Annotated in this window: 21 protein-coding genes and 1 pseudogene; 7 read left to right on the forward strand and 15 right to left on the reverse strand. The window is 46.2% G+C overall.

The features are described from left to right. Positions 1-80 precede the first annotated feature (80 nt). The 7 genes from Nant_RS10645 to Nant_RS10675 form a co-directional block, all read right to left on the reverse strand. Positions 81-4892, reverse strand: a complete 4812-nt coding sequence (locus tag Nant_RS10645; protein WP_054341629.1) for an NAD-glutamate dehydrogenase — start codon at positions 4890-4892, stop codon at positions 81-83. A 168-nt stretch (positions 4893-5060) separates the two neighbouring features. After that, a complete protein-coding gene (locus Nant_RS10650) occupies positions 5061-5492 on the reverse strand; it encodes a universal stress protein (RefSeq protein ID WP_054341630.1) in 432 nt (143 codons plus the stop codon). 80 nt (positions 5493-5572) lie between these two features. Beyond that, positions 5573-8209, reverse strand: a complete 2637-nt coding sequence (locus tag Nant_RS10655; protein WP_054341631.1) for a TRAP transporter permease — start codon at positions 8207-8209, stop codon at positions 5573-5575. Between the two features lie 73 nt (positions 8210-8282). Then, the gene (locus tag Nant_RS10660; RefSeq protein WP_054341632.1) at positions 8283-9278 is read right to left on the reverse strand and encodes a TAXI family TRAP transporter solute-binding subunit; all 996 of its coding nucleotides are present in this window, start codon (positions 9276-9278) and stop codon (positions 8283-8285) included. Positions 9279-9578: 300 nt separating this feature from the next. After that, positions 9579-10376 carry a transglutaminase-like domain-containing protein gene (locus Nant_RS10665; RefSeq protein WP_054341633.1) on the reverse strand — a complete coding sequence of 266 codons (798 nt, stop codon included), beginning with the start codon at positions 10374-10376 and terminating at the stop codon, positions 9579-9581. A gap of 278 nt (positions 10377-10654) precedes the next feature. Beyond that, the gene (locus tag Nant_RS10670) at positions 10655-11332 is read right to left on the reverse strand and encodes a glutathione S-transferase (RefSeq protein ID WP_238377120.1); all 678 of its coding nucleotides are present in this window, start codon (positions 11330-11332) and stop codon (positions 10655-10657) included. A 39-nt stretch (positions 11333-11371) separates the two neighbouring features. Then, entirely contained in the window at positions 11372-13621 is a 2250-nt protein-coding gene (locus tag Nant_RS10675; RefSeq protein ID WP_054341634.1) for a peptidase U32 family protein, read from the reverse strand. Between the two features lie 1099 nt (positions 13622-14720). On the opposite strand from Nant_RS10675, the pseudogene Nant_RS21900 reads away from it, so the two are divergent. From Nant_RS21900 to Nant_RS10690, 3 genes and pseudogenes are all read left to right on the forward strand, one after another. After that, positions 14721-15185: pseudogene (locus Nant_RS21900) on the forward strand (methyl-accepting chemotaxis protein); the annotation flags it as partial. 5 nt (positions 15186-15190) lie between these two features. Beyond that, positions 15191-16039, forward strand: a complete 849-nt coding sequence (locus tag Nant_RS10685) for a nitrate- and nitrite sensing domain-containing protein (protein WP_054341636.1) — start codon at positions 15191-15193, stop codon at positions 16037-16039. A 1-nt stretch (position 16040) separates the two neighbouring features. Then, positions 16041-17306, forward strand: a complete 1266-nt coding sequence (locus tag Nant_RS10690; RefSeq protein ID WP_054341637.1) for a sensor domain-containing phosphodiesterase — start codon at positions 16041-16043, stop codon at positions 17304-17306. A gap of 96 nt (positions 17307-17402) precedes the next feature. Here Nant_RS10690 and Nant_RS10695 read toward each other — a convergent pair whose 3' ends face one another. From Nant_RS10695 to Nant_RS21310, 4 genes are all read right to left on the reverse strand, one after another. Next, a complete protein-coding gene (locus Nant_RS10695; RefSeq protein ID WP_054341638.1) occupies positions 17403-18278 on the reverse strand; it encodes an alpha/beta fold hydrolase in 876 nt (291 codons plus the stop codon). Between the two features lie 21 nt (positions 18279-18299). Then, on the reverse strand, positions 18300-19832 hold the full coding sequence (locus Nant_RS10700; protein ID WP_202905000.1) for a bifunctional GNAT family N-acetyltransferase/carbon-nitrogen hydrolase family protein: 1533 nt from the start codon (positions 19830-19832) through the stop codon (positions 18300-18302). Between the two features lie 132 nt (positions 19833-19964). Then, on the reverse strand, positions 19965-20492 hold the full coding sequence (locus Nant_RS10705; RefSeq protein WP_054341640.1) for a carboxymuconolactone decarboxylase family protein: 528 nt from the start codon (positions 20490-20492) through the stop codon (positions 19965-19967). 1 nt (position 20493) lies between these two features. Continuing rightward, complete coding sequence (locus Nant_RS21310) at positions 20494-20661, reverse strand: hypothetical protein (protein WP_156298831.1); 168 nt, start codon at positions 20659-20661, stop codon at positions 20494-20496. A gap of 139 nt (positions 20662-20800) precedes the next feature. Between Nant_RS21310 and Nant_RS10710 the strand changes: the two genes are divergently transcribed. From Nant_RS10710 to Nant_RS10720, 3 genes are all read left to right on the forward strand, one after another. Further along, a complete protein-coding gene (locus Nant_RS10710) occupies positions 20801-21367 on the forward strand; it encodes a TetR family transcriptional regulator (protein WP_054341641.1) in 567 nt (188 codons plus the stop codon). A gap of 94 nt (positions 21368-21461) precedes the next feature. Beyond that, positions 21462-22724, forward strand: a complete 1263-nt coding sequence (locus Nant_RS10715; RefSeq protein ID WP_054341642.1) for a DUF2254 domain-containing protein — start codon at positions 21462-21464, stop codon at positions 22722-22724. Positions 22725-22787: 63 nt separating this feature from the next. Next, complete coding sequence (locus Nant_RS10720; protein WP_054341643.1) at positions 22788-23375, forward strand: LURP-one-related family protein; 588 nt, start codon at positions 22788-22790, stop codon at positions 23373-23375. Positions 23376-23446: 71 nt separating this feature from the next. On the opposite strand, the gene Nant_RS10725 is transcribed toward Nant_RS10720, so the two are convergent. After that, a complete protein-coding gene (locus Nant_RS10725; RefSeq protein ID WP_054341644.1) occupies positions 23447-24169 on the reverse strand; it encodes an NAD(P)-dependent oxidoreductase in 723 nt (240 codons plus the stop codon). A gap of 97 nt (positions 24170-24266) precedes the next feature. On the opposite strand from Nant_RS10725, the gene Nant_RS10730 reads away from it, so the two are divergent. Continuing rightward, positions 24267-25169 (forward strand): LysR family transcriptional regulator, encoded by a 903-nt coding sequence (locus Nant_RS10730; RefSeq protein WP_082400187.1) that lies wholly within the window; start codon positions 24267-24269, stop codon positions 25167-25169. A gap of 97 nt (positions 25170-25266) precedes the next feature. On the opposite strand, the gene Nant_RS10735 is transcribed toward Nant_RS10730, so the two are convergent. The 3 genes from Nant_RS10735 to Nant_RS10740 are packed head-to-tail and all read right to left on the reverse strand — an operon-like array spanning position 25267 to position 26751. Continuing rightward, positions 25267-25518 (reverse strand): VOC family protein, encoded by a 252-nt coding sequence (locus Nant_RS10735; RefSeq protein WP_076496006.1) that lies wholly within the window; start codon positions 25516-25518, stop codon positions 25267-25269. Further along, entirely contained in the window at positions 25508-25690 is a 183-nt protein-coding gene (locus tag Nant_RS21905) for a GNAT family N-acetyltransferase (RefSeq protein ID WP_076496005.1), read from the reverse strand. Before Nant_RS21905 ends, Nant_RS10735 begins: the two co-directional genes overlap by 11 nt. 59 nt (positions 25691-25749) lie before the next feature. Further along, on the reverse strand, positions 25750-26751 hold the full coding sequence (locus Nant_RS10740) for an alpha/beta hydrolase family protein (protein ID WP_082400189.1): 1002 nt from the start codon (positions 26749-26751) through the stop codon (positions 25750-25752). Between the last annotated feature and the right edge of the window lie 241 nt (positions 26752-26992).

A 26992-nucleotide genomic window follows, 5' to 3' on the forward strand; every position in this document is an offset into this window, starting at 1 on the left:
GCGGTGCTGGCACCGCTGTTTTCTACTTACTCGTATTATCTAAGCTCTTCTATCGAACCTCATTTTTAATGAGGCTCTCTTTAGCGAGCTTGGGCCAACTCCTGTAATTCCCTGATAGCCACTGCGAATATTGCAAAATTCGGCTGCGAGGCGTTACGAATTTCACTGAGTAAACGCTGCCAGCGCTGCATCAGCAAATCGTGGTTTTCCAACCACTGATTGACCAGCAAGTCATCATCTTCCGCTTCAGTGCCAGTTTTCAACACATTAACGGTAATTGCCTGCTGATGATTGGTCAGATCTTCACGGAAACCATCACGGGACATCGATTCCCAATGGCTGTTAACGTCAATCTCTTTAATCTGGTGATCAAACCAATTCAGCTCCAAACGATCGCCCAGACTGAAGTGAATCTGTGCTACGCGCTCAATAGACTGTCCGGTTTGCTCTGCCGCCTGAATAATGCTCAGCAGTGAATACAGAGTATCAGCGCCAGCAACGACACCGGCTAATGCAGATGGCACACCCGCCGTGACTAATTCATCATGCTTGTGCTGCCAACGCGCACGAGGCTCACCTTTTAACAAGCCAGCAAGCTGACTGCTGATTTGCATACTACCGGGACGGAATTGGGCAACCGCCGTTGCTGCATCGATTTTCGGTTTCTGATGACGCAGGAACCAGTATGTCGCACGACGGATTAAGCGGATAAGGTCAGCCATCATCTGTTGCTGTAGTGCCGACGGCACTTGATTATCGAGTGCTTCAATATCGGACCAGAGCTGATCAATACCAAACACATCACGGGCGATAACGAAGGCAGCAGCCACATCCGCTATGCTTGATCCACTGATCTGACTTAAGCGATCGGTGAAAGTAATGCCCATACTGTTCACCATGCCGTTAGCTACCTGCGTGGCGATAATTTCACCGCGTAGACGATGGTTTTCAATCTGCTCACTGAACTCATTCACCAAGCGCTGTGGGAAAGCCGTAAAGATAGCACGGCTCAAATAAGCATCCTGGGTGATAGAAGGAACATTGAGTGTCTCTTTTAACTCACCTTTAATGTAGGAAATCAGCACGGCTAACTCTGGACGTGTTAACCCTTCGCCTGCCGCTTTACGTGCTTGCAACTCATCATCAGCGGGTATGAATTCAAGTTCACGATTTAGTTTACCTTCCGCTTCTAAGCGATTGATAAGACGAATGTATTCATCCATAGAACGGCATGCATGAGAGTGAGCAACACTGATTGCCTGTGCTTGTTTGTAGTTGTTCTGTAGAACCAGACTACCGACTTCGTCAGTCATTTCGCGTAATAATACGTTACGTTGCTTCACGGTCATGTCGCCATTGACGACGACTTCGTTCAGCAAAATTTTGATATTAACTTCGTGATCGGAGCAATCAACACCCCCGGCATTATCAATAAAGTCCGTGTTTGATTTACCACCATTACGGCAAAATTCCATCCGGCCTAGCTGTGTAAAGCCAAGATTTCCGCCTTCACCCAACACCTTGCAACGTAACTGGTTACCATTGATACGCAGGCTATCATTGGCTTTATCGCCAACATCTGCATGCGTTTCGTGAGACGCTTTTACGTAGGTTCCAATGCCACCATTCCAGATCAGATCAACAGGTGCTTTGAGCAGTGCTGTCAGCAAATCATTGGGTGATAAGCGGTCAGCAGTAATATCAAATCGGGCTTTCATTTGTGGCGAAATATCAATCCACTTAGAGGCCCGAGAGAAAAGACCACCCCCTGCAGAGATCAGGCTAGCGTTATAATCTTCCCAGCTTGAACGCGGCAACACGAATAAGCGCTGACGCTCAACAAAGCTGCTGGCTGCATCGGGTGTAGGATCAATAAAGATATGTAAGTGGTTAAAGGCCGCGCATAGCTGGGTCTGTTCAGATAACAGCATGCCGTTACCGAATACATCGCCTGCCATATCACCAATCGCGACAACGCTAAAGGGTTCTGTTTGCGTATCCAACCCTAATTCACGGAAATGCAGTTTGACTGACTCCCATGCACCGCGTGCCGTAATCCCCATGCCTTTATGGTCATAGCCTTGCGAACCGCCCGATGCAAACGCATCACCCAGCCAGAATCCACGCTCGTCAGCAATTTTGTTCGCTATATCCGAAAACGTCGCCGTGCCTTTGTCGGCTGCTACTACGAAATACGGATCATCTTCATCGTGACGTACGACATCAATAGGCGGTACAACCGCACCACCGACCAGGTTGTCGGTAATATCCAGCAACGCGCTGATAAAGATCTGGTAGCTTGCGATCCCTTCTGCCATAAAGGCTTCACGATCACCGTTTGTTGGTAATTTTTTGGCAACAAAACCGCCTTTCGCACCCACCGGTACAATCACCGAGTTTTTAACCTGCTGTGCTTTTACAAGCCCCAGCACTTCGGTGCGGTAATCCTCTAAACGATCTGACCAGCGTAATCCACCACGGGCCACTTTACCGCCACGCAGATGCACCCCTTCAACTCGTGCGGAGTACACAAATACTTCAAACATCGGACGCGGTAGCGGCATTGCGTTAATTTTGCGCGGGTTAAGTTTAAAGGCGAAATAGTCTTTAAGCTCGCCCTGTTCATCGCGTTTGAAAAAACTGGTACGCAGAGTGGCTTTAATCAACTCAAGGAAGCGACGTAAGATCTGGTCTTCGTTAATATTCGCCACTTTATCTAACGCATCAAGGATGCTGCTTTCGATACGTTCAGCCAATGCCGCCACTTTAGCGCTGCTCTGTCGGCTAGGTTCCAGGCGTGCGCGGAATAACGCGACTAACAACTTCGTCACCTGAATATGGCGTGCCAGAGTGCCTGCAATATAAGGCTGCGAGAAACCAAAACGAATCTGTTTGCTATAGCGCGCGTAGGCCCGCAGCATTGAAACTTCACGCCAGCTAAGATTAGCGCCAATAACCAGATGGTTAAATTCGTCGTTTTCTGCACATCCGTTCCAAATGCTGGCAAAGGCGTTGTGGAATACGTCTTTGACTTCATCCAGTACAACCGGCTCAGCACCTTGGTAGATCAAGGTGAAATCGTGTATCCAGAAACTCTGCCCATCACTGCGTTGCACTGCATAAGGATGCTCCCCGACGACCTGCATACCCAGATTTTCCAGTACAGGAATAACGTCTGACAGTATTAATGGATCATTAGCGTTAAATAGTTTGAAGCGTAATATATCCTGGCTTTGCTCAAGTACGCGATAAAAGCTCATGGTTACCAGGTTTGTAGCGCTCAGCTCTTCAATACGCTGAATATCAAATACAGCGCTGGTCACTTTAAAGTGCTCCCGATACGCGCTGTTAAATGCGTTACGGTAGTTATTTTGCAGGTAGTTACCCTGCTCTTCTCCACAGGAATCCATCAGTGCGCTATGCAGCTCATCACCCCAATCACGGGAAATATTAACCACTTCAGATTCAAGCTCAGCAAGATTCACCTGCACAGGATTGTCGGGATTAATGCGTAGTACAAACTGTACCCGTGCGAGTATCGATTCACTGAAAGTAGTGGTAAATTCTACTTCGCTTGAATTACACGCTTTTACCAGCAGTTCCTGAACCTGTATACGTAGCGCCGTGTTGAAAATGTCGCGTGGCACGTAGTAAAGAAAAGTCACAAATTGGTTACAGCGATCCTGACGGAATAATAAACGGATACGGCGGCGGTCATGCAGACTGAATATACCAATCGAAAGATCCAGCAATTCCTGTTCACTTGACAGCATCAGCTCATCACGCGGCAAATCGTTCATGATCTGCATCAGCTCTTTACCGTTGTGGCTGCGACGTTCAAACCCTGAACGTTGTAGTACGGTTTCGGCTTTGCGACGCATCACTGGAATAGTGTCAATGGATTCAGAATAGACCGGAGAGGTGTAAAGACCATAAAAACGGCATTTACCGGTTACATTACCCTGTTCATCAAAACGTTTGATGATGACTCTGTCCATATAGGCAGGCCGGTGTACCAGTGAAAAATTAGAATCTTTAGCAAACATGATGACGCTTGGCTCTAGCAAAAAATTCTGCTCTGCTTCACGGATATCACCTAAGCTGCGCTCATTAAGCTGGCCAGCCGATTTCTTCAGTTTCAGCATACCGAGTTCGCAGCCCTCTACACGGCTGACCTTCTCGCCTTCAATACTGATTTCGTCATAGCCTAAAAAAGTGAACCGATCATTTAACATCCAACGAAGGAAGGCTTCTGCATCTTTTTCTTGCTCACCTTTATGCTGCGATAGTTCTTCCAGCAATGCGATGGCACGCGCCTGCATCTGCGGAAAATCGGCCACCACGACATGTACTTTTTTAAGTATTTGCTGCAAAGAGGTCAGTATAGCTTTGAGTTCCGTCGCATCACTGGTGCGATCTACTTCCAGATAGATAAGCGCTTCAGGCATGGCCGTTTTATCATCGGCATCGCTTAATTCACGCAGAACTCCAGCATCACGCTGCGTAAACAGAACTTCATTATGGATGGTATGAATCACCAAACCACGGCGGTTTAATTCCATCCGAATAGAATCCACCATAAACGGCATATCCGATTGAAGGATTTCGATAACCGTATGTTGCGCGCGCCAGCCATGCTGTTCTAAATCAGGATTGTATACATGTATTTTGGATTGCTTAGCGTTAAAACTTTGTAAGAACTGCCAACAAGACATCGTGGCTCCATACAGATTATCCAACGAGCGCTCGTTGAGCTCTTCCTTCGTTGTTGTTTGATAATACTGTTGCGCAAAATCCGAGATAGCGTGGAAGCTATCTGGAGGTAGTTTAGCGCTAAGAAGCTCTGTCAGTGGAGCCAGCAATATATTGTTGTCAGAAGCTCGTTTAACCATGGTTATTTATTTTTAACCCAAGTGAGGTGATGTGTTTAGTTCTGTAACATTACTTCATGCACAAATTGCTTCATACAGAGGTTACAGAACACATGAAATTTTTTATGGTGAATCGGTAATATTTATTACTTATGAAAAACTTAGTCTAAAATCCTCCATCTAACAAGCTCAGTCTTTCAGTAGTAAAACAGAACATTTAGAACGTTCGGCCACTCTGGCAGACACTGAACCCAGTAAAAACTCATCAATTTTAGAACGATGATGAGCCGGCATAATGACCAGATTAATCTCTTTAGAGGCGATGTAATTGACAATCGTCTCTGCAGGAGAACCTTCGTATACACGCAGGGTTGGATGAACGCCTTCCGGCATCACTTTATGCGAGTAATCCTGTAATTTACGGGCGATCTCTTTTACTGCTTTAATGTGGTCTTTTTCACTAAAATAGGCCGCGACAAATGAGTTAGTAAAACCTGGAACAACGGTTAGCATGTGCAACTCAGATCCGTTTTCCTGTACTTCACGCAGTGCCAGCAACAGCGCCTGTTCTGCAAAATCGGGTTCATTCAGATCAATGGGGACGAGTACTTTTTTAAACATAGCTCTTACCTCCTACCAACCTGATAACCTGACTTTGATAGCCGGTTATCAGGTAATTTATCGGTCAGGTTGACTAGACGTTAGCTAGCATTCACTGGATTGGACACCACCGCTCCAGGCGTTTTACGGCGACGCTGCAGTAAAATAATCAATGCAAAGAAAGCTAATGCTGGTATGTAGATCCATTCCTTAGCAGGCTGTGTTTGTGGCACATCCACTGCAGTAATAACCTGATCAAAGACCAAACCAGCTTTTTCTGCTGCACTGTCATAACCAACGTAATCAACAATCGTTTTGCCGTTGTTGGTCACCAGCTCAAGTCCCGCAGCATCCATGCGCGCAGCACCATCAGCCCCTTCACCTAATGCCATACTGGCCATAAATGAGCGGTTGTTACCCACAGCATCTTCACCCTCGACCCATAGGCGTAATTCAGTTCCAGCGACCATTGAGTCTGCCGCTTGCATAAGCTCTGTAGGCGCAATTTGCTGATGAGGCGGTACCATTTGATCCATCCAGAAACCCGGACGGAAAAGTGAAAACGCAATCAACATCAACGCCGCCGATTCATACCAACGGCTACGTACAAGAAAGAACCCTTGAGTGGAGGCTGTAAATATAAGTATGGCGCAGGTGGCAACAATAAAGACCATTATTCCTTGAAACCACGTCACATTGATCAGTAAAAGATCCGTGTTGAAAATGAACAAGAAAGGCAAAATTGCCGTACGCATACTGTAATTAAAGGCAACAAACCCGGTACGAATCGGATCACCACCAGAAACCGCAGCGGCAGCAAATGAAGCCAGGCCTACAGGAGGCGTTACATCCGCCATGATACCGAAGTAAAATACGAACAGATGAACGGCAATCAGCGGAACGATCAAGCCAGACTCTTGCCCGAGCGTTACAACAACCGGCGCTAACAACGAAGACACAACAATATAGTTAGCGGTGGTAGGTAGTCCCATACCAAGAATCAGACTCAATATAGCCGTCAGTATCAGCATGAGTAACAAGTTACCCATCGAGAGAATTTCAACCAAATCAGCCAGCACAGAGCCGACACCGGTTTGCGATACCGCACCCACAATAATACCTGCGGTTGCTGTGGCAATCCCGATACCAATCATATTGCGGGCACCCACAATCAAACCATCAACCAGCTCGTTAGCACCTTTTCGTAGCTGAACACCCAAATGACCTTGTTGACGAAAGTAAGCCATCAATGGACGTTGCGTGACCAAAATAAAGATCATCAGCACCGTCGCCCAGAAGGCAGAAAGCCCCGGAGACAACCGCTCGATCATCAAGCACCAGACCAGCACGACAACGGGCAGTAAGAAGTGCAAACCAGATTTAACCGTTGGGCCAACTTCAGGAAGCTCAATCATCGGTGAATCGGGAGCATCCAATTTCAAATCAGGAACGGCAGATGCAAACCGCACTAAAAAGACATAAACCACCGACAGTAATACGGCGATGACGATCCCGGAAGACTCTCCGAACGTTGGTTTAATCCAGCCAATACCATAGTAAACAATGGCAGCAATAGCAGCGGTGACAATAAAGCCACTGAGTAAACCGATCACACGAAGATGCCAGGGCTTAATAGCCCCGCGACGTGGCAAGCCCTGCATTTCTAACTTCATGGCTTCAAGATGAACGATATAAACCAGTGCGATATAAGAAATCAGCGCAGGAAGAAACGCATGTGTAATAACTTCAATGTAAGAGATGCCTACATACTCGACCATGAGGAACGCTGCTGCGCCCATCACCGGTGGCATGATTTGCCCATTAACAGAAGAGGCTACTTCAACCGCACCCGCTTTTTCGGCAGAAAATCCGACACGTTTCATCATCGGAATGGTGAACGTACCTGTGGTTACCACATTAGCAATAGACGAACCTGAAATCAGCCCCGTAAGACCCGAAGCGACTACTGCTGCTTTGGCCGGGCCACCGCGCATGTGCCCTAATAATGAAAAGGCAACCTGAATAAAATAGTTACCTGCACCTGCTTTATCCAGCAATGCGCCGAACAAAACAAACAGGAATACAAAATTGGAAGACACGCCAAGCGCAATACCAAAAACGCCTTCAGTCGTTAACCACTGATGATTGACAAGCTCTTTAAGTGTGACGCCTTTATGGGCAATTATATCCGGCATATACGGGCCGGCCAATGAATAGGTCAGAAACACAATCGCCACGATCATCAGCGGTGGGCCGAGTGTTCTGCGGGCCGCTTCAAGCAACAACAATAACCCGACAACAGAAACAATTAAATCCTGCGTATTAGGCATGCTGGGGCGGGTGATGAGCTGATCGTAGAAGATAAAAATATAGGACGCACAAAAGGCCGCGATAATACTCAACACGATATCGTTGAGTGGTACACGGTGATGTGGTGAGTGGGCTAAGGCAGGATAGGCCGTAAATGCCAGAAACACCGCAAAGCCCAAATGGATAGCACGGACTTCAGTGCCGTTAAAAATACCGAAGCTGCCTAACAGGGGCCAATCATAAAAAGGTAACGGTGATGCTATCCATAGTTGAAAAAGTGACCAGCATAATGCTGTTCCTAACAGGAGTTTGCCCTGCCAGCCATGCGGGATACGTGCGCCGGTATCACTGGCGGCCACCATATCCTGCAATTCTTTTTCATTAATGGCTGTTTGCGTATTTTTATTTTGCTTGTTCAAATCTGTCATATTCATCTCCCAACGTTGGAATCAGGAATAAGAAAGAAGGGGTGTTGACACCCCTTCTTTGGCTAGTAGTAAATTACATCCAACCTTGTTCTTTGTAGTAACGGATAGCGCCTTCATGCAACGGAGCTGACAAGCCGTTAGCGATCATTTCTTTAGGGTCCAGGTTTTCAAATGCAGGGTGTAGCTTTTTAAAGCGATCGAAGTTATCGAATACAGATTTAACAACTAAGTAGACTGTATCAGCACTTACGTTAGCTGAGGTGACCATCGTGGCTGCATTACCGAAAGTTTTTACGTCTTTGTCCGTGCCTTCATACATGCCACCTTTGATGATTGCTGGCGCATAGTAAGCATTTTCAGCGATAAGCTTATCGATAACTTCACCCTCTACCGGAATCACTTTAGCTGCACATGAAGTTGTAGCTTCTTTGATTGCTCCGGATGGATGCCCTACAGAGTAAATCATGACATCAATTTTGTTATCACATAACGCCTGAGCCTGCTCAGATGCTTTTAGCTCACCTGCCAGTTTGAACGAGTCACGCGTCCAGCCTTTTAAGTCCATCAGCACTTCCATCGTGCCGCGTGTACCCGAACCCGGGTTTTGCAGATTAACACGCTTGCCGACTAAGTCGTCGAACGTCTCTACGCCAGAATCAGTACGCGCCACTACAGTGAAGGGCTCATTATGAACCGCAAACATCGCGCGTAAATCAGTAAATGGGCCCTGCGCAATAAAAGATTCATGCGTTGTGCCTTCCAATGCATAGTTCTGCCAGTCAGACTGAGCCAGACCCATATCCTGCTGGCCCTGACGGATCGCATTAATGTTAGCAACAGAACCACCGGTAGAAGGCGCTGTACATTTAACGCCGTGTTCTTCTGTGCCACGGTTAACCAGACGACAGATAGACTGGCCAACAACGTAATAAACGCCTGTTTGACCACCGGTACCGATCGTTACATAAGTTTGCTCTGCTGCCATGACGCTAAAAGAAGCGGCCAGACCTACAGCAGATGACAGCAACGTAGTCGCTAATTGATTTCTAAGAGACTTTTTAAGAGACATGGTAAACCCTTCTTATCGTTATATTCCCGTTAGGGAGTTGCGTGAAGTACATCTCAGCCGTACGTGATACGTACTGATGTTATCAGAAAAACTCCCGACAACATGACCTCTGGCTCCTAGATTAGGAGATAGCTACAACATACGAGAAATAACAGAAATCAATACCGCCTTCCATGCCAATAAAACCTCCTAACGTGCCAAAGAGCAAATAAAGAGTAAATAAAGAGTAAAATCAGTGCGACATAGCGTTAATCGTTTTATTAAGAATAAAGGTCTGGTTATTGCGGACTTCACGGCAGCTTAAGCTTCTTCGTTTTCGATAAGCTCAACATGTACACTTTGCGCAGCCAGGAATACCGGAGGGCCAAACTGATTATAGACAGCAACATCTGCTGCATCACGTCCGTAGCCAATGGCGACATACCCGCCGATAGTTTCGGCCTGGGTTGCGTCGAAAGTGTACCAACGGCCATCAATGAATGCCTCGAACCATGCGTGCAAATCCATAGGCTGAAGCCCGTAGAGATACCCCACAACCAACCGGGCCGGAATACTCAGGCTGCGACACAAAGCAATTCCAAGGTGTGATAAATCCCGACAGACACCTGACTGTCTTGCGTTGATCTCTACGGCCGATACAGGCACGTCACTGCTTCCTGGTTCATAACGAATATTAGTGCGTAACCACGCCTCAATAGCCGCGACTTGATCGTAACCCAAGGTTTGTTCTGCTGTAATTGCCGTAGCCATCTGGCCAAATTGCTCCGACTCGCAATATCGACTGGGTAATAAATAACTGAGCACGGCATCGGGTAGATTCTGAATCTCGACAAAGGGTGCTCCAGGTGCCTGATCTACGTGGTCTGCGGTCATCACATCAGCGACAATGTGCACAGAGAAAGTCCCGGGAGGGGCGACGAGGCGCTGACACAGATTACCGTAATTATCCGTGAATTCGTATACAGGCATAGACGGCACGATCCTATATTCTTCGCGTGCTATCCATTGCTGAGCTCCACTGCGTGGCCGCAACATTAATATGAAAGGTGTTGGTACTGTAATATCGAACGTCAAATCACAACTCGTGCGTAACCACATGTATTAGATCCTTCGGAAAGCAAAATGAAAACAGAACGTCCCACTCATCAGGATGCAGAGGCAACGTGAAATTGTTCGAGTACAGTTGATTATGTGCGTCCAGTATAACTATAGACCAATGGGCTAGAATACTGCTTCAGGAAGCTTACCATTCATAGCAATTGAATGTTAACTACTCATTAATCAAAAGGGCTTAATCGCGAAATTGAGTATAAAACCAGTCTCTGGTAAGAAGCTAACTAAGGTGTAGGCTGAGGCGTAGATTGAGGAGAGGTGGTTCATTCACCAAAGACAAACTCTTCATGACTATCTAACCATAACGGATATTTAAACATAGCTCTGGCATACAAGTGGCTTTGTACATGATGATTTAACCAGTGCTGCAGATGAGAATACGGACCCTGCAAAAACAGGTGCCGGTTGGCTTTGGAAAACTGTCGAACAAAAGGGAGTAACGCGTAATCAAGTAAGCTGGGGGCTGCGCCCATTAAAAATTCATGTTGCGTTAACCGTTGCTCTAGCCGTTGAATAAAAGGCTCACACGCAAGGCGAAAAGATTCTTCAGTCTTTTCATGGAAACGTTTTGCGTGTTTGTATTTTTCCAGACTGGGCTTAAATTGTTTGTCATTCTCTTCAATTATTTTGAGCATTTCAGGGAGCGCATCTGCTCGCTCAGAATAGAGTAAATTTTCTGGATCGTTACGCTGTAATGCCCACAACATAATATCTAAGCTTTCATCTATAACCTGTTGTTTTTCTTTTATTTTATTATCTATATCGGCGGGCAATCTGAGAATCAAAACAGGCACTGTACCTTTTGGAGAAACTGCCAACATTTCAGCGGGTTTATTCTTCATCGTGATAGGCCGCAACAATACCGGTTGCTGAGCTAATAATATGACCAGCCTTGCCCGCATTGCATACGGGCAGTTTTGTAGTGAATACAAAATTGGCAAGGCCACTACCATCTTACAGTTACCTCACAACCAGGCACCTTACAGACCCTGGCTGTATTGCGCGTTAGTAGACACCGTAATCATATTGTTCAACTGCTGCTGCGCCTGGTTATCGCCATTCAGGAAGTTTTCAAAGTGGGTCACCAACTGTGCTTTGTCTTGTTCCACTTTGGAGCCGGCGCCAATATTGGTTAAATCGATAAAGAATTCATCAAACTGATCAGCCAAATCATTAACGATATCGAAATTCAGGAACTGCTCGTCATTATAGATGCTCGGATAGCCGCCCTTCTGTTTATCAATGGCAAAAGAAACGCCTTTGACATTGGTAATCGTGGTGGCTTTTTCACATTTCAGCATACAACCATCTTCGATGCTCGGCTTTTTACAGCCAACAGTTTGCTGGAAGAAGCACTGGCGACTGGTCATCATCAGAATCGGGTGATAAATGCTGTAGAGCATTTTGAAGTTTTCCGGGCGTGCAATTTTTTTAATTTGCATACGGTTAATTTCGTTTGAAATAAAGGCACCGGCACAGTTCAATTCTTCTTTTAACGTTAACAAGGCGTAAGAGTTGGTCGTATTTAAGAACGGCCCGGCAATCCACTCGATACCCATTTCAAATGCTTTGTAGGCAATGCCCGTATTGTTGCTGACGATACGGGCTGGTCGAACTTCTTCTAATAGTCGCACAGACTCGTCGTAATCTTTGCCAATTAATACGGCAGGAAACCATGGGATCAAGTGGGGGTTGCGCCGGAAAATATCGATGTGCTTATCACAGTCTTTTTTCCAGCTTTCTGGCAGCTTGAAATACACATCGGCGTCTGTCAGGTCGCACAAGTACCTATCTTTTTCGTCAGCAATCAATATCGACAAAGTCGGTTTGCTGGTGGCTTTTTTATGGCTGACTAACGGCGCTACGTCAACGTGTGGAATGATTTCTACGGAATTATTGAGCAATAAGGCCGCTTGGTTTTTTAATACGGTCAGTTCTTTAAACGGCAGACTTAAGTCACTCGCCAAACCGCTACAGTCAAAAGATTCGACCGTGTAATCGCTGATGGCGAAGTTCTTAAAACGCTTCTCTAATGCTGCCTTATCTATCGTTAGTTGGGTGGCCACCCTGAGCGCTGATTCGGTTTGCACCGTGTAAACTTTGTCGTCATCCCCAATGGTCATGGTTAAACACAAAGGTTCGTTGAGCTCGCCCGTAAAAGCTAATGCCAAAGGCTGTTTAGCGATGCTGAGGTATTTGATTTTATCAGCGAGTTCAGCGCCAAGATCATTTCTCTGGGTGTAGAGTTCTTCTCTTACTTCCTGAACTTGCACCACAGAAATTGCGTTACTGTTATCAACGGCGTGTTTAACACTGTGGTCACGAGGATTGTCGATAAACATATCCTTAGTGAGATTGCCTTGTAAAAATGAGTTCGTAAAGTCGCGGTTAAAAACCCGGTGTAAGTTGGAATCGTCGGCCAGTAGCTTTCCTGTTTTAACAAACTGGTCTACCTGCTTACGCCAGGTGTCTACCACGGTATAAACATAGTGTGCGCCTTTGATGCGCCCTTCTATTTTTAATGAATCTACTTGTGCATCGACTAACTGCGGCAAATCGAAATACGCAGAGTTATCTTTCAGGTTAAGCGGAAAGCGATTGCCCGCCTCAGTAATTTCATATTCATCACGACACGCCTGGCTGCAGCGGCCACGGTTACCTGAATTACCAACACTCACTGAGCTGGAATAACATTGGCCAGAAAACGCGATACACAAAGAGCCATGAACAAAGACTTCTGTGAGCACATTATGCTCGTGTGCCAGCGCCGTCATAGTTTTGATTTCGCCAATATTTAACTCGCGCGACAAGTTAACGCGAGATGCGCCAATTTTTGCTAAGAACAGAATTTGCCCTTCGTTCACCGTTGTCATCTGCGTTGAGGCGTGAATGTCGAGCGATGGAAAATGCTTCTTAACTAAATTGAACACACCCAGATCCTGAACAATGATGCCGTCTAGCCCTGAGTTAACCAGCTTGTTCAATAACTTAATCATTCCCGGGACTTCATGCTCGAGAATGACCACATTTAAGGTCAAAAACACTTCGCAATCATATTTGTGCGCTAAGCGTAAGATGCCCGTCAAGTCTTCAAAAGAAAGGTTAGTGGCGCGGTTACGGGCATTGAAGGTATCTAAGCCACAATATACGGCATTGGCACCGGCAATAACGGCGGCTTTAATCGCTTCAACATCCCCACCGGGTGCTAATAATTCAATCTTTCTACTCATGTGGCGAACTCACTTAATTCTGGATACTGACGTGGCAGGCGGGTTTAACGCGGAATTTTAACGGGAACGAAAGAGTAATGCTATGGATAACCCATTTATGCGAAATGTCATGTTTTTAGTGTGGTTAAATAGTGTTGCGTAAAAAACCCACTCTGATTCGGGTATCTAACAAGTGGCGCTTTCGCGTTACCTCTCGCCCTATTCTGGTGCACTACTCCCGCCTCACGAAAGATAACAGGGCAATAGAGCACTCAACAACGGACTGGCCGGCTGGAATATACGCATAGCACACAGCTCGTGCTACATCTGGCCTGATTTTTGCTTAACACTTACTTAACACGTAGAACTAATCTACTTTTCGGCAATGATGCCTTCTTAGCCTTTTTTACCCGCGGCTACGAAGGTTTTTTGCTTTTTGGAGCGAATCCTTATGTTGTGGTTAAGCTACCCGGTGTTTCTGCTGCTATATCACATTGGTATTAATGGCGTGATTATAGCGCTACTACTCACGTCAATTAGCAGTGTACTGCTGGCTGGATTCTTCCCTGCTCAACCGCTATGGTCCTTAATACTACTCCCCGGATACCTCGGCGCATCTAGCTTATGGCTTCTACAGAGTGAAATATTACGGCTTAGCAAAAGCTGTCAGGTCGGAGCAGCCAGAGCAACACCTGAGCTACCTGGTAGCTCAGAATGGCTTCTACTCCAACCGTTGACACGCCAGTTTCGACAACTATTGAATATGTCCAACCGCCAACAATTACTCCTCCAGCAACGCCTTGAGGAAATTTCCCACTCTTCTCAGGAGCTTGAACAAAGCGCCATCAGCGTGACTCAGAGTGCTGAGCGACAAAGCGATGCGGCAGGTACTGCCGCTGCGGCAGTCGAAGAGCTTAACGTCAGTATCCATGAGGTCACCCGATTGGCCGATGCCTCGCGGCAAACCAGCGTGGACGCCAGCAAGCAACTTGAGGATGGCATCTATCATTTGCGCGAACTGGTCCTGAGTGTCGCAGGTATCGTCGAACAGGCGGTTGCTACCAATGTGCTGATGAACGAGTTGAGTAACAATTCCCAACAGATCAGTCAGATGTCGAGTGTTATTCAGGGCATTGCAGACCAGACTAACCTGCTATCACTAAACGCCGCTATTGAAGCGGCACGGGCAGGTGAAAGTGGCAGAGGTTTTGCGGTAGTCGCTGACGAAGTACGTACCCTGGCCCGCCATAGTCAGGAATCAGCGGCTGAGATCACTCTCAGCATTAAGACGGTTCAGCAACATATTGCATCGACCTCCGCCAAGATGTCCGACCTGTCTGCGCATGCTGAACACAGCCTGCGTAGCTCGGAAGTCGTGGGGTCCCGGCTTGATCAAGCTTATAGCCGCACACAGGAATTGACAGAACAGGTACTACAGGTCGCCGTTAGTACAGAGCAGCAAAGTCTGGCCGTTACCGAAATCGCTACGCTCGCCGATCAGGTATCTCAGGGCAATATCGATAATTTGCATGCCGCCGACCAAACCCGCACTATCGCCCGCCATCTTGCCCAGCTTACGGAGTAATAATCATGATCACACTCTTCGATCTGCAATGGTCTCCTCTATTAGTTATTATCCTACTGGCTTGTATGATGCTGTCTTTCTACTCGCTGTATCGGAACATGACATGGCAACGACAAAAGCGCCTCACCGCCAACATTGGCGAGCTAAAACTGTTACGTACGCTACTTGGCGATTTTCAGCGACATCGAGGCTTAAGTACGGGGTTATTAGCCGGGGATATCAGCATGAAAGCCGAGTTGTCCATGACTCGAGCCAGACTCGATAAAAGCATCCATCGGGCGCAACAGCTCAACTCAACCCATACAACGGCGTGGCAGCCACTGTTGGGTCAGTGGCATCAGATAGGTCAGGGATCAGTATGCGATCCCGCTAAAAACCTACTGAACCACCATGAGCTGATCCGCACTACCATTTTCCTGTTTGAAGATATTGCCGGCGAACTGGCGCTGAGCCAGGAGCAACAGAGTTATCTGAGCTGCATCTGGCAGGAGGTGGTGCAAACCGCTGAGTGGACAGGCCAAGCGCGGGCACTGGGAACAGGTATCGCTGCAGAACGATTCAGCAGCGCGGCTCAGCGGGTGCGACTGCGTTTCCTGCATGAAAAAGTCCAACGGCTATCTGCATCCGCTTTTGCCACACTGGGGCATAGCAAAAGCAACCCGATGAACCTGCATAACTCCAGAGAAGCCATTAGCGACTTTCTCGTCTGCCTGGAACAGGAGTTCCTTAATTCTGCCCATCCACAGATAGAGGCCAAACTGTATTTCGAAAAAGCTACTTTAGCCATCAATGAACTTTTGGCATTGGTAGATAAAGCGCTAACCGGCTTGGAACAAACACAGAGGCGTCATTGATATGAGTGATTTAATTTTCAGATCGACGCTATACGACCCGAATAATAATAGCTCACTCGATTCTTCCGCTATTTTCAGGCCGTATCACGACAGCATGCTTACCAGTCATTTTCAGCCGATCTACAGCATCGCACATCGCCGGGCCATCGGTTATGAAGGTTTAGTGCGTGCTAAGCTGCCCAACGGTTCACCGCAATCGCCCGCTGAATTGTTTGCCCTGCCTGATAATGGTCAGGAGATGCTTGAGCTGGATCGCCTGTGCCGCACACTGCACGTAGAGAACTTTACCCGTCAGCATTCAAGCCATGAATGGTTGTTCATAAACCTGAATGGCCAGTCACTGATCAGCGAGCAGCCCGATATCGGCTTCACTCAGCGTCTGATCAACACATCCGGACTTCCACCACACCGCTTAGTTATTGAGATTTTAGAAAACGAAATAAACGATCTGGCCCGCTTACAGCACTTCATTGACAACTTCCGTCAGCTCGGTTGCCTCATCGCTATCGATGACTTTGGTGCCGGCCACTCTAACTTTGATCGAATTTGGCAACTTGAACCTGACATAGTAAAAATTGACCGTAACCTGGTTCGACAGGCAGGCCTGAGCAAAAGAGTTGAACGTATATTGTCCGGGATAATTGCTTTACTCCACGAAGCCGGCAGCTTGGTGGTTCTGGAAGGGATCGAAACAGAACGCGAAGCAAACGTGGCTATTGCTGCGAACGCCGACATGATGCAAGGCTTCTATTTTGCTCGTCCCGCCGCAGAATTGCTGCCCCATACCGGTAAATCAAATAAAATTGACCTGCTGTTAAATACCCAAAGACATCTGCACACCCAGCAAAGAAACACTCGACAACAAGAAACACGACTTATACAACAGCTGTTTCAACGCGCAGTCGGTGAGTTTACGCAACACAAGGATTTACAGCAAAGTAGTGCTCAACTTTTCAGCGATCCAAGAACAGCACGCAGTTACTTACTGGATGAAGCGGGCTGCCAAATCACCAACAGCATTTATGCACCACGCCACCATTCAAAAATCGAACTTCGCTTCGCTCCGCTACTTTGTGGTAACCATGCCAACTGGTCACATCGCCCCTATCACTACCGTGCCCTAGAACGGCCGGGCACCACTTATGTCAGCAAGCCTTACCTGTCGGTTGCCGACTCTCAGATGTGTGTCACCCTGTCTCAGGCATTCCGGGTGGGAAGCGATATACGGGTTTTCTGCTGCGACCTGGACTGGAACGATAATGCGTAATTACTGATAAATACGACCCACTATTAATCATTCGTGGGCACTATCTAAGTAAAGAGCCTAAGCAAAGCACCTAAGTAACGGTTCTAAGTAAAGGTTCTAAGTAAAAAACCGATGCAATTCAGCGGCGACTTCATCAGGCGCCTCTTCCGGAAGAAAGTGTCCGCAGTTTACCCCTCTACCCTCTACTTTTTCAGCTCGCTCGCGCCATACATTCAAGACATCATAACTACGGTGTACAAACCCCTTCGTACCCCATAAGACAAGCAGTGGGCAGTTAACTTTTTTATCGATATCCTCTTCGTCATGTTGCAGGTCGATACTCGCGGCAGCACGATAATCTTCGCAGCTGGCATGAATCGATTCTGGCGTACTGAAACAGCGTATATACTCAGCCATCGCTTCATCGCTGAATACTGCACCGGGCGCACTCCAGCGCTTCATTTTTTCGGTAAGATAATAAGCGGGATCGGCGCCAATCATGTGCTCAGGTAGCCCATTAGGTTGAATCAGGAAGAACCAGTGATAGTAACCTGTGGCAAACGCCTGATCGGTATTCTGAAACATATGATAGGTCGGTGCGATGTCCATCACACAGACTTTTTTGACCTTCTCTTGATGATCGAGCGCCATTCGGTGTGCCACTCTGGCGCCACGATCATGACCCGCCACAAAAAATTCCGGATAACCCAAAGAAGCCATTACCTCGACCATATCCTGCGCCATCACACGCTTTGAATAAGGAGAATGATCCTCAGTGCTCGGCGGTTTTGAGCTATCACCATAACCGCGTAAGTCTGGACAGATAACATGGAAATGATTCATGAGATGCTTAGCGACTTCTCGCCAGATAACATGAGTTTGCGGGTAACCATGTAAAAGAAGCAGGGGCGCTCCCGAACCACCATGCACCAGATTAATTTCAGCAGAGGCCGTTTTCACCCGTGCTTCAGTAAAACCTTTTGCAAATATCATCGACAGGCTCCCTTTTTACTTTTATTTAACGCCTTTCCAGTCAAGGCTGTAAAGATCCGTTCGACGATCCTTTAAGTTATTGACTGAGCCTTCACTGCGCACAGATTTCAATTTATCCAAGTCCAAATCACTGAACATAATCATTTCTGTATTGGGTGTTGTTTCAGCCATGACTGCATCATGTGGGAAAGCGAAATCTGATGGCGAGAATACTGACGCTTGCGAGTATTGCACATCCAGGTTTTCTACTTGTGGCAAGTTGCCACAGCTCCCGCATATGACCACATAGCACTCGTTTTCTATTGCACGTGCGTGTGCACAATGGCGAACACGTAAGTAACCGTTTTTGGTATCCGTCCAGAAAGGCACAAAGAGGATATCCATGTCTTGTTCGGCAAGTATTCGGCCCAACTCGGGGAACTCAACATCGTAGCAGATCAGAATGCCGATACGGCCCGCGTCTGTTTCAAAGACGCGTAACTCATTCCCCCCCTGAATAACCCAGTCACGACGCTCATGTGGCGTAATATGAATTTTGCTTTGTGACTCGACCGTACCATCCCGACGGCACAGGTAACTGACATTGTAGAGCTGATCATCTACTACCAGCGGTAAGGAACCGGTAATCACGTTGATGTTGTAACTCACCGCCATTTGCGACATTTCGTTTTTAAAACGCTCAGTAAAGCTCGCTACAAAACGAATCGCCTCGGTCTGGTTGCGCTGGTTAGGGCTTAAGCCCATCAGCGGCGCATTGAAAAATTCAGGAAATAACGCAAAGTCACTTTTATAATTGGACAACGCATCAATAAAATATTCGACCTGCTTTAGCATTTCCTCAACGGATTCTACTTCGCGCATTTGCCATTGGATCGCACCAATACGCACCAGGGTTTTACGTGTATCGAGCACGCTGCTTTCCGGTTCGAAGAAAATATTCCGCCATTCCAATAAGGTGGCATAGCCCTGGGATTTTTCATCCTCCGGCAGATATTGCTTAAGCAGGCGCGTAACCTGAAAATCATTCGACAACTGAAATGTTAAGATAGGGTCGTAGATGCGTTTATGATCAACCGCTTCTATATATTCAGCCGGCGACATTTCATCGGAATGCTGATAATAGTTAGGGATACGCCCGCCCGCTAAAATCGCCCGTAAATTGTGCTGTCGGCATAACTCTTTACGGGCTTCGTATAAACGCCGGCCTAAACGGAACCCGCGGTAATCCTTATGGATCAGCACATCTAAGCCATAAAGCGCATCGCCTGCGGAATCATTAAGAATGGTTTCTTTGGCGCTGATCAAATCATCATAGGTATGCGGGTTGCTGAAACGCAGATAATTTACCTGTACCGATAACGCTACCCCCACGATAGTATCGCGGTCAACCAGGCAGATCTGCCCCTCGGGCAGATCCTCCATCAGCTTAAAGATCGTATGTTCTGGCCACGCTCCTCCAATATCGTCATAAATCGAATCCATCAAGTCTTTAAGCTGCGGATAATCAGATTTTTCAAGGATGCGTATTTTCAGATGCAGATCTTCGAACATTATGTTTCCTTCATTCATTTCGCACATAAGCGGTGGCGTCATTATAGCGACCTGCCGCGCAACATAAATACAAAAATGCTCAGATCTCACCCGGCTACATGAATTTAGGCTTAAGCTCCATGTTTTGCACTGGTTTTATAAGACCGTTTGATTAAAGGAAATTTGCCGGGCCGCCATCAGCGCAGCGGTAATCCGTAGCGCCTGGTCAATCGCCTGATCGGTCTCGCCGAGTTGCCTTAAACTGCTGCTGTGACTGCGAAAACAGTTATAACCACCATTTACCATAGAAACGCCAACACAGGCATAGTGGTAAGCAATCTCGTTGGTTACCTTGATATCTTCAAACGAGCGTAAGCTGAGTGCGTCTAACGTGCCCCCCGCTGCCAGATCAATAACTCCACGGCTGACAAAATAAGGGTTAGTAACTGACATGCGGTTTACCGCGAACAGCAGTTCGCGCTTTTCATTTTCAGCGAGTGCTCCTAAGCAGTTTTTAACTAAAGCAATCACAGACTGGTCCCGGCAAGCGAGCGCTGCTGCCCAGGCTAGCATTTTTCGATTAGCCTGACTGAGGAATACCTGCTCTGTCAGGACACTGTCCAAAAGCGCTTCCTGATCTTCCGATTCAGCTGAAAAACATACAGCTTGTATAGTGACAGACATACTAGTTACCTGACATTTTTACAGGTTTGAGGTAACCGGCTAAGTTTTCAAAGCGCGACATCCAACCCGTAATATTTTCGATAACGTTAACAGGATGCGCCAGCAAGCCGACAGCCAGGCGAGTCCGGTAACAGGGTAGTGAAAAAGGAAAGCTATAAAGAGTGGTCATATTCACCTCGGTTTTTTTGACACCAAAACGGTACAGATCTGTACCTTATTGATTTAAACACACCCGGTCAACACAAAGTTACAAATCTGTACTGTTTTGTTATCATAGCCAGATTACGGCTACTAAATTGAGTTTTATTGTGTCCAAAAAGAAGCAACAGTTGATTGAAATAGCACTGAATCTATTTATGAACGAGGGGTTTCATGCAACCGGTATTGACCGTATTGTGGAGGTTTCCGGCATTTCAAAAACCACCCTGTATCGCCACTTCGAATCAAAAGAGATCTTAATCAGAGACGCCTTACTCGTCTTTAGTCAGCGCCAGCAGGCTGGATGGCAGCGGGATGATTATCAGCTGCTGTCTGCGGAACAGTTGATGCTTGCCCGCTTCGATGAATTAGAAGCGCTGGTGAAGAGTCAGCATTTCAGTGGCTGTATATTTCTCAATGCAAGTGGCGAGTACCCCGATGAAGATAACTTTATTCATAAGGTGGCTATCGCCCACAAGGTAGCATCACTTGCTGAGACAAAGCGTCGCTTAGCTTTTATCGAAGATGCTGATATAGAAGGCTCTCATACTAACCTCGCCTCGATTATCGAATTATTGTACGAGGGGCTGGTGGCCCGATTGCAAGTTCAACAGGACCTGGGATTGATCACAACAGCCAAAAAGGCGGTAGCTGCACTGCTTAAAGCAAAAGAATAGCATCCATTAAATTTAGTACTTGATTAGCCGCAAGAATCACACGAGTCTTACACGATCAGAGAGTTCAGCCTAATGTGGCGCTAAGGAGATCGAAATGTCTTATCTGGTTTCAATAGATCGCTTAAGATTTAAGCTGAATCGTTTTAGTGAACGGCTTTGGGTGAAACCCATGTTCGTTTGCCTGCTCTCAGTCGTGGCAGCACTCGTCGCAAAACTTGCTGATAGCACTCTCTTAACGCACATACTACCTACGATAGCGGAAGAATCTATCGAAACGCTTCTCTCTATTATGGCTGCGAGCATGCTGGTCATTGCTACTTTTTCCGTATCGTCGATGGTGTCCGCTTATGCTTCAGCCAGCAGCACCGCCACTCCGAGGTCATTCACACTGGTCATGGCCGACGACACATCCCAGAATGCCCTTTCTACCTTTGTTGGTGCTTTCATTTTTAGTATCGTCGCTTTAACAGCCGTCAAAAATCACTACTTCGATACCGCCGGTCTCTTCATACTTTTTGTCCTGACGGCGATCGTATTCAGTATGGTGATCATCACATTTGTTTACTGGGTTGACTGCATCGCCCGTCTCGGACGTCTGGGTTCGACCGTAGAAAAGGTTGAAAGAACCACTGCCAGGGCCTTTGAGCTTAGACAGACCTATCCAACGCTACGCTGTGCACCGGTGACTTTCCAAGGACGCTCCCGCCCCGTTTTCGCACCAAGCATCGGTTATGTGCAACATATCGATGTGTCTGCACTGCAAGCATGGGCAGAACAAGCGCAGGTACAAATAATCGTAGCGGCTCTACCCGGCATGCTTGCAACACCTGATAAAGCGTTGGCATATATTAGTGGCCACCCCTGTGATCAGACATGGAATGATTGCAAGAAGATCGCCGAATCATTTCAGATAGGGCGCGCCCGCCTTTTCGATGACGACCCTCGATTCGGCTTAGTCGTATTATCCGAGATTGCAGGTCGGGCTTTATCCCCTGCAGTCAATGACCCCGGCACGGCGATTGATATTATCGGAACGCTGCTTCGGCTTTTTATCCAATGGAATGAACCGATACTCGCTAAAGAAGAACAGATGCCGAAGTATGATCGTGTAGAAATGCCTGAGCTCTCCGTTCACGACATGTTTGATGATGCGTTCACCTCTATCGCCCGCGATGGCGCGAGCACGGTCGAGGTGTCTGTCCGGCTACAAAAAGCGCTGCAAACACTGGCCTCCGTCGGTGATGCTGCCATGCGTGATGCTGCAAAGCATCACGCTAAGATGGCATTGGAGCGTTCACGGATTTCAATGCAAATGAAAGATGACTTAGCAGCGGCGATAGCTGCAGGCAGCAAGTGAATTTGACCACCCACATCATTTATCCCTTTTTCTGGGGTGCTATCTAATGGATCTAAATTAAATATGAACGATGTAATTAATAATAATTTATTTTTGGTTAAAGAACATACAGGAATATTTAAGGCGGCCAATAATTTTGATATTTATGACCCTTCAACGGGAGAAATCATTATGGAATGCAGAGAGCCATCTTTAGGCATTTTCACTAAATTTTTACGTTTTACCGACTATAAACGAATGACGCCATTCGACATTCAAATAAGAACGCCGGATGGACAGCCTATTGTTCGCATCCAGCGGGGTATTTCAATTTTTCTGTCGAAAGTGACTGTTACTGACCACAATAACGATACGATCGGTGGGTTTGAACAGAAGTTGTTTTCAATTGGCGGAAAGTTTGATGTATTGAATAAAAATGATAAAACAATTTGCAAGCTAGAAGGCAAATGGACCGGCTGGGACTTCCATTTTAAAAATGATGGAGAAGAATTTGCCCATGTTTCTAAAAAATGGGCGGGATTAGGCAAAGAACTGTTTACCAGTGCGGATAATTATATTCTAAAAATATCAAGCTCCGTACCAGAAAATGATGACGTAAGAAAACTTATATTAGCGGCGGTTATGTGCATTGATATGGTTTTGAAGGAATAGGTAACCACTGAGAACAAGACCAGATCTCTGCCCCAATATAGGGCAGTTGATCATCTATTTTATCCGTTGCATTACTGCCCGTTGTAAATCAGAGGCATTTGGTGCTTCCATTTATTCCATATTTCGCCGTGAATAATCAGCTCAGACATGAAGTGCGCAACGTTGATGCGGCTCGTTTTGCCCGCATCAAAAATAGCGCTGCGTACAGGAGATGCATAGGCATCATATTGAGTGACTAACTCGTGATCAATGAGGCTATCGGGACGCACCGCAACCCATTCGATCACTTTTTGCTTAGCTCCAAAATTTGATTGTAAATACTCTGCTGCTAACTCGTTGTCGGCATGAGGGGGTAGCAAAAACCTTATCAGACTGACAATGATAAATTGTGCCGTCGACACCTTTTCTCCCGCTCGCTTATTCTGGTTGCCGCTGGTGTTCATTAGGATAAATTTTACAGGAGCAGCAGGCGCGGTCTTCTCAATGGCATTACATAAACGTTGAACCGCACCCGTAACCAAACGCTTTGGGTGACCAAACATTCCTTTAAAGGTTAAGTTGTGACCAAGACACGAAACAACGGCGTTGCACCCTTTCACTTGCTCTAGTAGCTCGGCATCTGTCATTTCCAAGAGGCTGGCTTGAGTGATCATGAGATGATCATTTTGTTTTAAGGTATCCGGTAAACTATCAACGCAGCGAACGATAATTTTTACCTTCTGCCCTTGCGCTAATAACTGCCTAACCAGCAACCGACCAGTTGCCCCACTGGCACCCACTACAAGAGTAGTCATAAGCTGTTCTCCACATATCACTTCATTGGCAACCACTATACCGATACAAAAATAGTAGATATATTGTGGTTTCTTAATAATAGGTATGCATATTCGTATGAATTGGAGCGCTGTAAATTTCGATTGGAATCACACTCGTACATTTTTAGTGACGGCAGAAGAAGGAACTTTATCTGCAGCAGCCAAGGCTTTAGGTTTAACACAGCCGACCTTAAGCCGCCAAGTTTCAGCACTTGAAGCAGATCTTGGTATCACGTTATTTGAGCGGGTTGGACAGCGGCTAGTTTTGACTGACAGTGGAATGGAGTTACTAGAGCATGCTCGCGTAATGGGTGATGCCGCTATGCAGTTTTCATTAGCCGCCACTGGTCAATCTCAACAACTTGAAGGCTCTGTGATTATTTCTGCCGGAGAGTTAGATGCTACGGTCAGGCTACCCAAAATAATCGCGAAGTTACGCCGAGAAGAACCCGGTATTGATATAGAAGTGATCGTGACGAACGCAGCCAGCGATCTTAAACGGCGCGAGGCCGATATTGCTATTCGGAGCTTTCGCCCGACGCAAAACGACTTGATCGCTAAAAAACTCGGAGAGGAAGTCATATGGCTCTACGGGACTAAAGATTACTTAGAGCAGCTCCCACCCTTCAAAGATTTTTCAGAACTCACCGATATCCAAATCATCGCCTTTGACCGAAGTAACATGGTATCGGATAGACTCAATCAACAAGGCTGGCAACTATCGAAGCATAATTTTCAGTTGATTACTTCATTCCAGTTATTACAGCTTGAGCTCTGCAAGGAAGGAATGGGAGTGATCTTTTTCCCTGAAGATATGGGAGACAAAGAAACAAGCCTCGTTCGTGCATTCGAACACATGGGGCCAGTAATGAAATTGCCCATTTGGTTAGTTTGCCATCAAGAATTAAGAACAAGCCTTAGAGTTCGTCGAGTATTTGATTTTATCGCAGATGAATTTAGTCAGATATTAAACCAATAAGCGACATTAATGGATCTTTTCTACATCCTGTTCTGTCCTACAGCTTACTTTATTTTATAGTTCCCAGTCCCAAAGTGAACGAGCCTTGATGCATTTACTAGGCTAAGTTTTGATCACGAAATCCAATCTCATCCCTGATGCCGACCCTATTACCATCAGGATCAAAAATATTTATCGTAGAACCCCAGCTACTTCTGATGATTTCAGCCTTTAGCCCATAGGCTTTCACTTTTCGTAAAGCAGCGTCGATATCTGCAACATTAAATCTAATCTTTGTTGCGCTTTCAGATATCGCCCTACCCGCGGGATTCGCGGCCTGCTGGTTAATTTTTTCAAGTTCAACTTCCATTAGGCTGGTACACCAAACCTGCTGATATGGATACATCACCCGTATAATTAAAGCCATATTTTTTATAGGCAGGCACAGAGGATAGAGAAACATTGACAGTAACAATATCACTCCTCGTATATTTCAAAGCTGCCGAGAGCAGTCTTCTCCCTTCAGCTTTCCTAATATTCACAGATCACTCCAAGAGATAAACAATAAATTAATCGCCAAGGTACTTAATCAGTCGATTTTTTAATTAAGTGCGTTCAACAGATAACTACCTATTTTTATTCCTAGCGTGTCATGAAACGCATTGCGATCAAACCCCTCTGGATCTTGCGCAACAATGCCAAGATCACTTTTCATACTATCTGGAAACGGTGTTATGAACGAATAGTGCCCTGCATTTTTAATTGTCTGATAAGTAAGCAATTTCTTGTTTTGAAAATTCCGAGCAATGAGTTCTGATTCGTAAGGCTCAGTTAACTCATTATCCTTTTCAGCCCTGAGAAGAAGCGTTGGAATATTAACCTGAGCTAAGGCGTCTTCCGAATTAAACAACATACCTACCGGAGCCATTAGAACTATTGCCTTAACGCGTTCGTCACGTTTGTTTTGAATCTCCACGAACATCATTTGATTGTCTTTTACCACGCCACAAAAAGGCTCATTCAATTGAAGACCACTTTTACACAACTCAATAATGTGACCTGTATTAGCTACACCACCGGCGGTTGCCAAAGCTGTATAACCACCTATCGAATGACCTACGACGGCAATTTTGTTAATTTCTATACTCGCAGAAAACTCTGGAACTGACAGTAAAGCATCGATAGATGATTTAATATGCAGAGGTCTATTCTTGAAATTCCTAACCGAACCCTCTGCAGAATTATCTTTATAATTATTCTCTGGGTGCAATGGCATCCCTACAATAAAGCCCTGTTTAACGAGTGCAAACGCGATACTTCTGTGCCCTAAATTAGAGCCTCCTGACCCATGAGAAATGATCACCAACGGAAACGTTCCCTCTGCAATTGCTTCACCTATCGAAAGCTCCATTTCAAACGGCCCAAACCTAACCAATTTAGATGGAGTATGGGTTGGATAGACAACCGCCATGGGGAAGTTTGTATTCGTTTCTTTTGAGGTTACTTCAATTTTTTTAAAGCCTACCGAAAAGTCATTATTCGCCCATACAGGAAAAAAGCTCGACAAAAATAATGTGATAAATATGCATACTAGCTTAAACATTGAAACCCTCTTTTTTAGACATAATGCATCATTCAATGGTTTGACCACTGCAATGATTTGTTAGGTTAAAACCGATATTTAAAAACAAATATTCAGGTCCGGTAACGAAATCCCATTTAAGCTGGCACACCAGACTTGTCCTGCATTTATAGCGAATGCTGATGTTAATGTTCCAGTTGTAACTAGCTCACCTGCTTGAATCGGTATCGCATGACTTTGATTCGAAAGGACTGATATTAAT

The organism is Neptunomonas antarctica, from assembly GCF_001305295.1.
Lineage (GTDB): Bacteria > Pseudomonadota > Gammaproteobacteria > Pseudomonadales > Balneatricaceae > Neptunomonas > Neptunomonas antarctica.

Bases quoted from the DNA above. Each gene is read 5' to 3' on its own strand.
- Nant_RS10695 (WP_054341638.1), bottom strand. From the start codon at position 18,278: ATGATATTTGCAAAAGGTTTTACTGAAGCACGGGTGAAAACGGCCTCT.
- Nant_RS10665 (WP_054341633.1), bottom strand. From the start codon at position 10,376: ATGTGGTTACGCACGAGTTGTGATTTGACGTTCGATATTACAGTACCA.
- Nant_RS10645 (WP_054341629.1), bottom strand. From the start codon at position 4,892: ATGGTTAAACGAGCTTCTGACAACAATATATTGCTGGCTCCACTGACA.
- Nant_RS10735 (WP_076496006.1), bottom strand. From the start codon at position 25,518: ATGGAAGTTGAACTTGAAAAAATTAACCAGCAGGCCGCGAATCCCGCG.
- Nant_RS10730 (WP_082400187.1), top strand. From the start codon at position 24,267: ATGAATTGGAGCGCTGTAAATTTCGATTGGAATCACACTCGTACATTT.
- Nant_RS21310 (WP_156298831.1), bottom strand. From the start codon at position 20,661: ATGACCACTCTTTATAGCTTTCCTTTTTCACTACCCTGTTACCGGACT.
- Nant_RS10685 (WP_054341636.1), top strand. From the start codon at position 15,191: ATGATCACACTCTTCGATCTGCAATGGTCTCCTCTATTAGTTATTATC.
- Nant_RS10705 (WP_054341640.1), bottom strand. From the start codon at position 20,492: ATGTCTGTCACTATACAAGCTGTATGTTTTTCAGCTGAATCGGAAGAT.
- Nant_RS10720 (WP_054341643.1), top strand. From the start codon at position 22,788: ATGAACGATGTAATTAATAATAATTTATTTTTGGTTAAAGAACATACA.
- Nant_RS10655 (WP_054341631.1), bottom strand. From the start codon at position 8,209: ATGACAGATTTGAACAAGCAAAATAAAAATACGCAAACAGCCATTAAT.
- Nant_RS10690 (WP_054341637.1), top strand. From the start codon at position 16,041: ATGAGTGATTTAATTTTCAGATCGACGCTATACGACCCGAATAATAAT.
- Nant_RS10740 (WP_082400189.1), bottom strand. From the start codon at position 26,751: ATGTTTAAGCTAGTATGCATATTTATCACATTATTTTTGTCGAGCTTT.
- Nant_RS10715 (WP_054341642.1), top strand. From the start codon at position 21,462: ATGTCTTATCTGGTTTCAATAGATCGCTTAAGATTTAAGCTGAATCGT.
- Nant_RS10725 (WP_054341644.1), bottom strand. From the start codon at position 24,169: ATGACTACTCTTGTAGTGGGTGCCAGTGGGGCAACTGGTCGGTTGCTG.
- Nant_RS10675 (WP_054341634.1), bottom strand. From the start codon at position 13,621: ATGAGTAGAAAGATTGAATTATTAGCACCCGGTGGGGATGTTGAAGCG.
- Nant_RS10660 (WP_054341632.1), bottom strand. From the start codon at position 9,278: ATGTCTCTTAAAAAGTCTCTTAGAAATCAATTAGCGACTACGTTGCTG.
- Nant_RS10650 (WP_054341630.1), bottom strand. From the start codon at position 5,492: ATGTTTAAAAAAGTACTCGTCCCCATTGATCTGAATGAACCCGATTTT.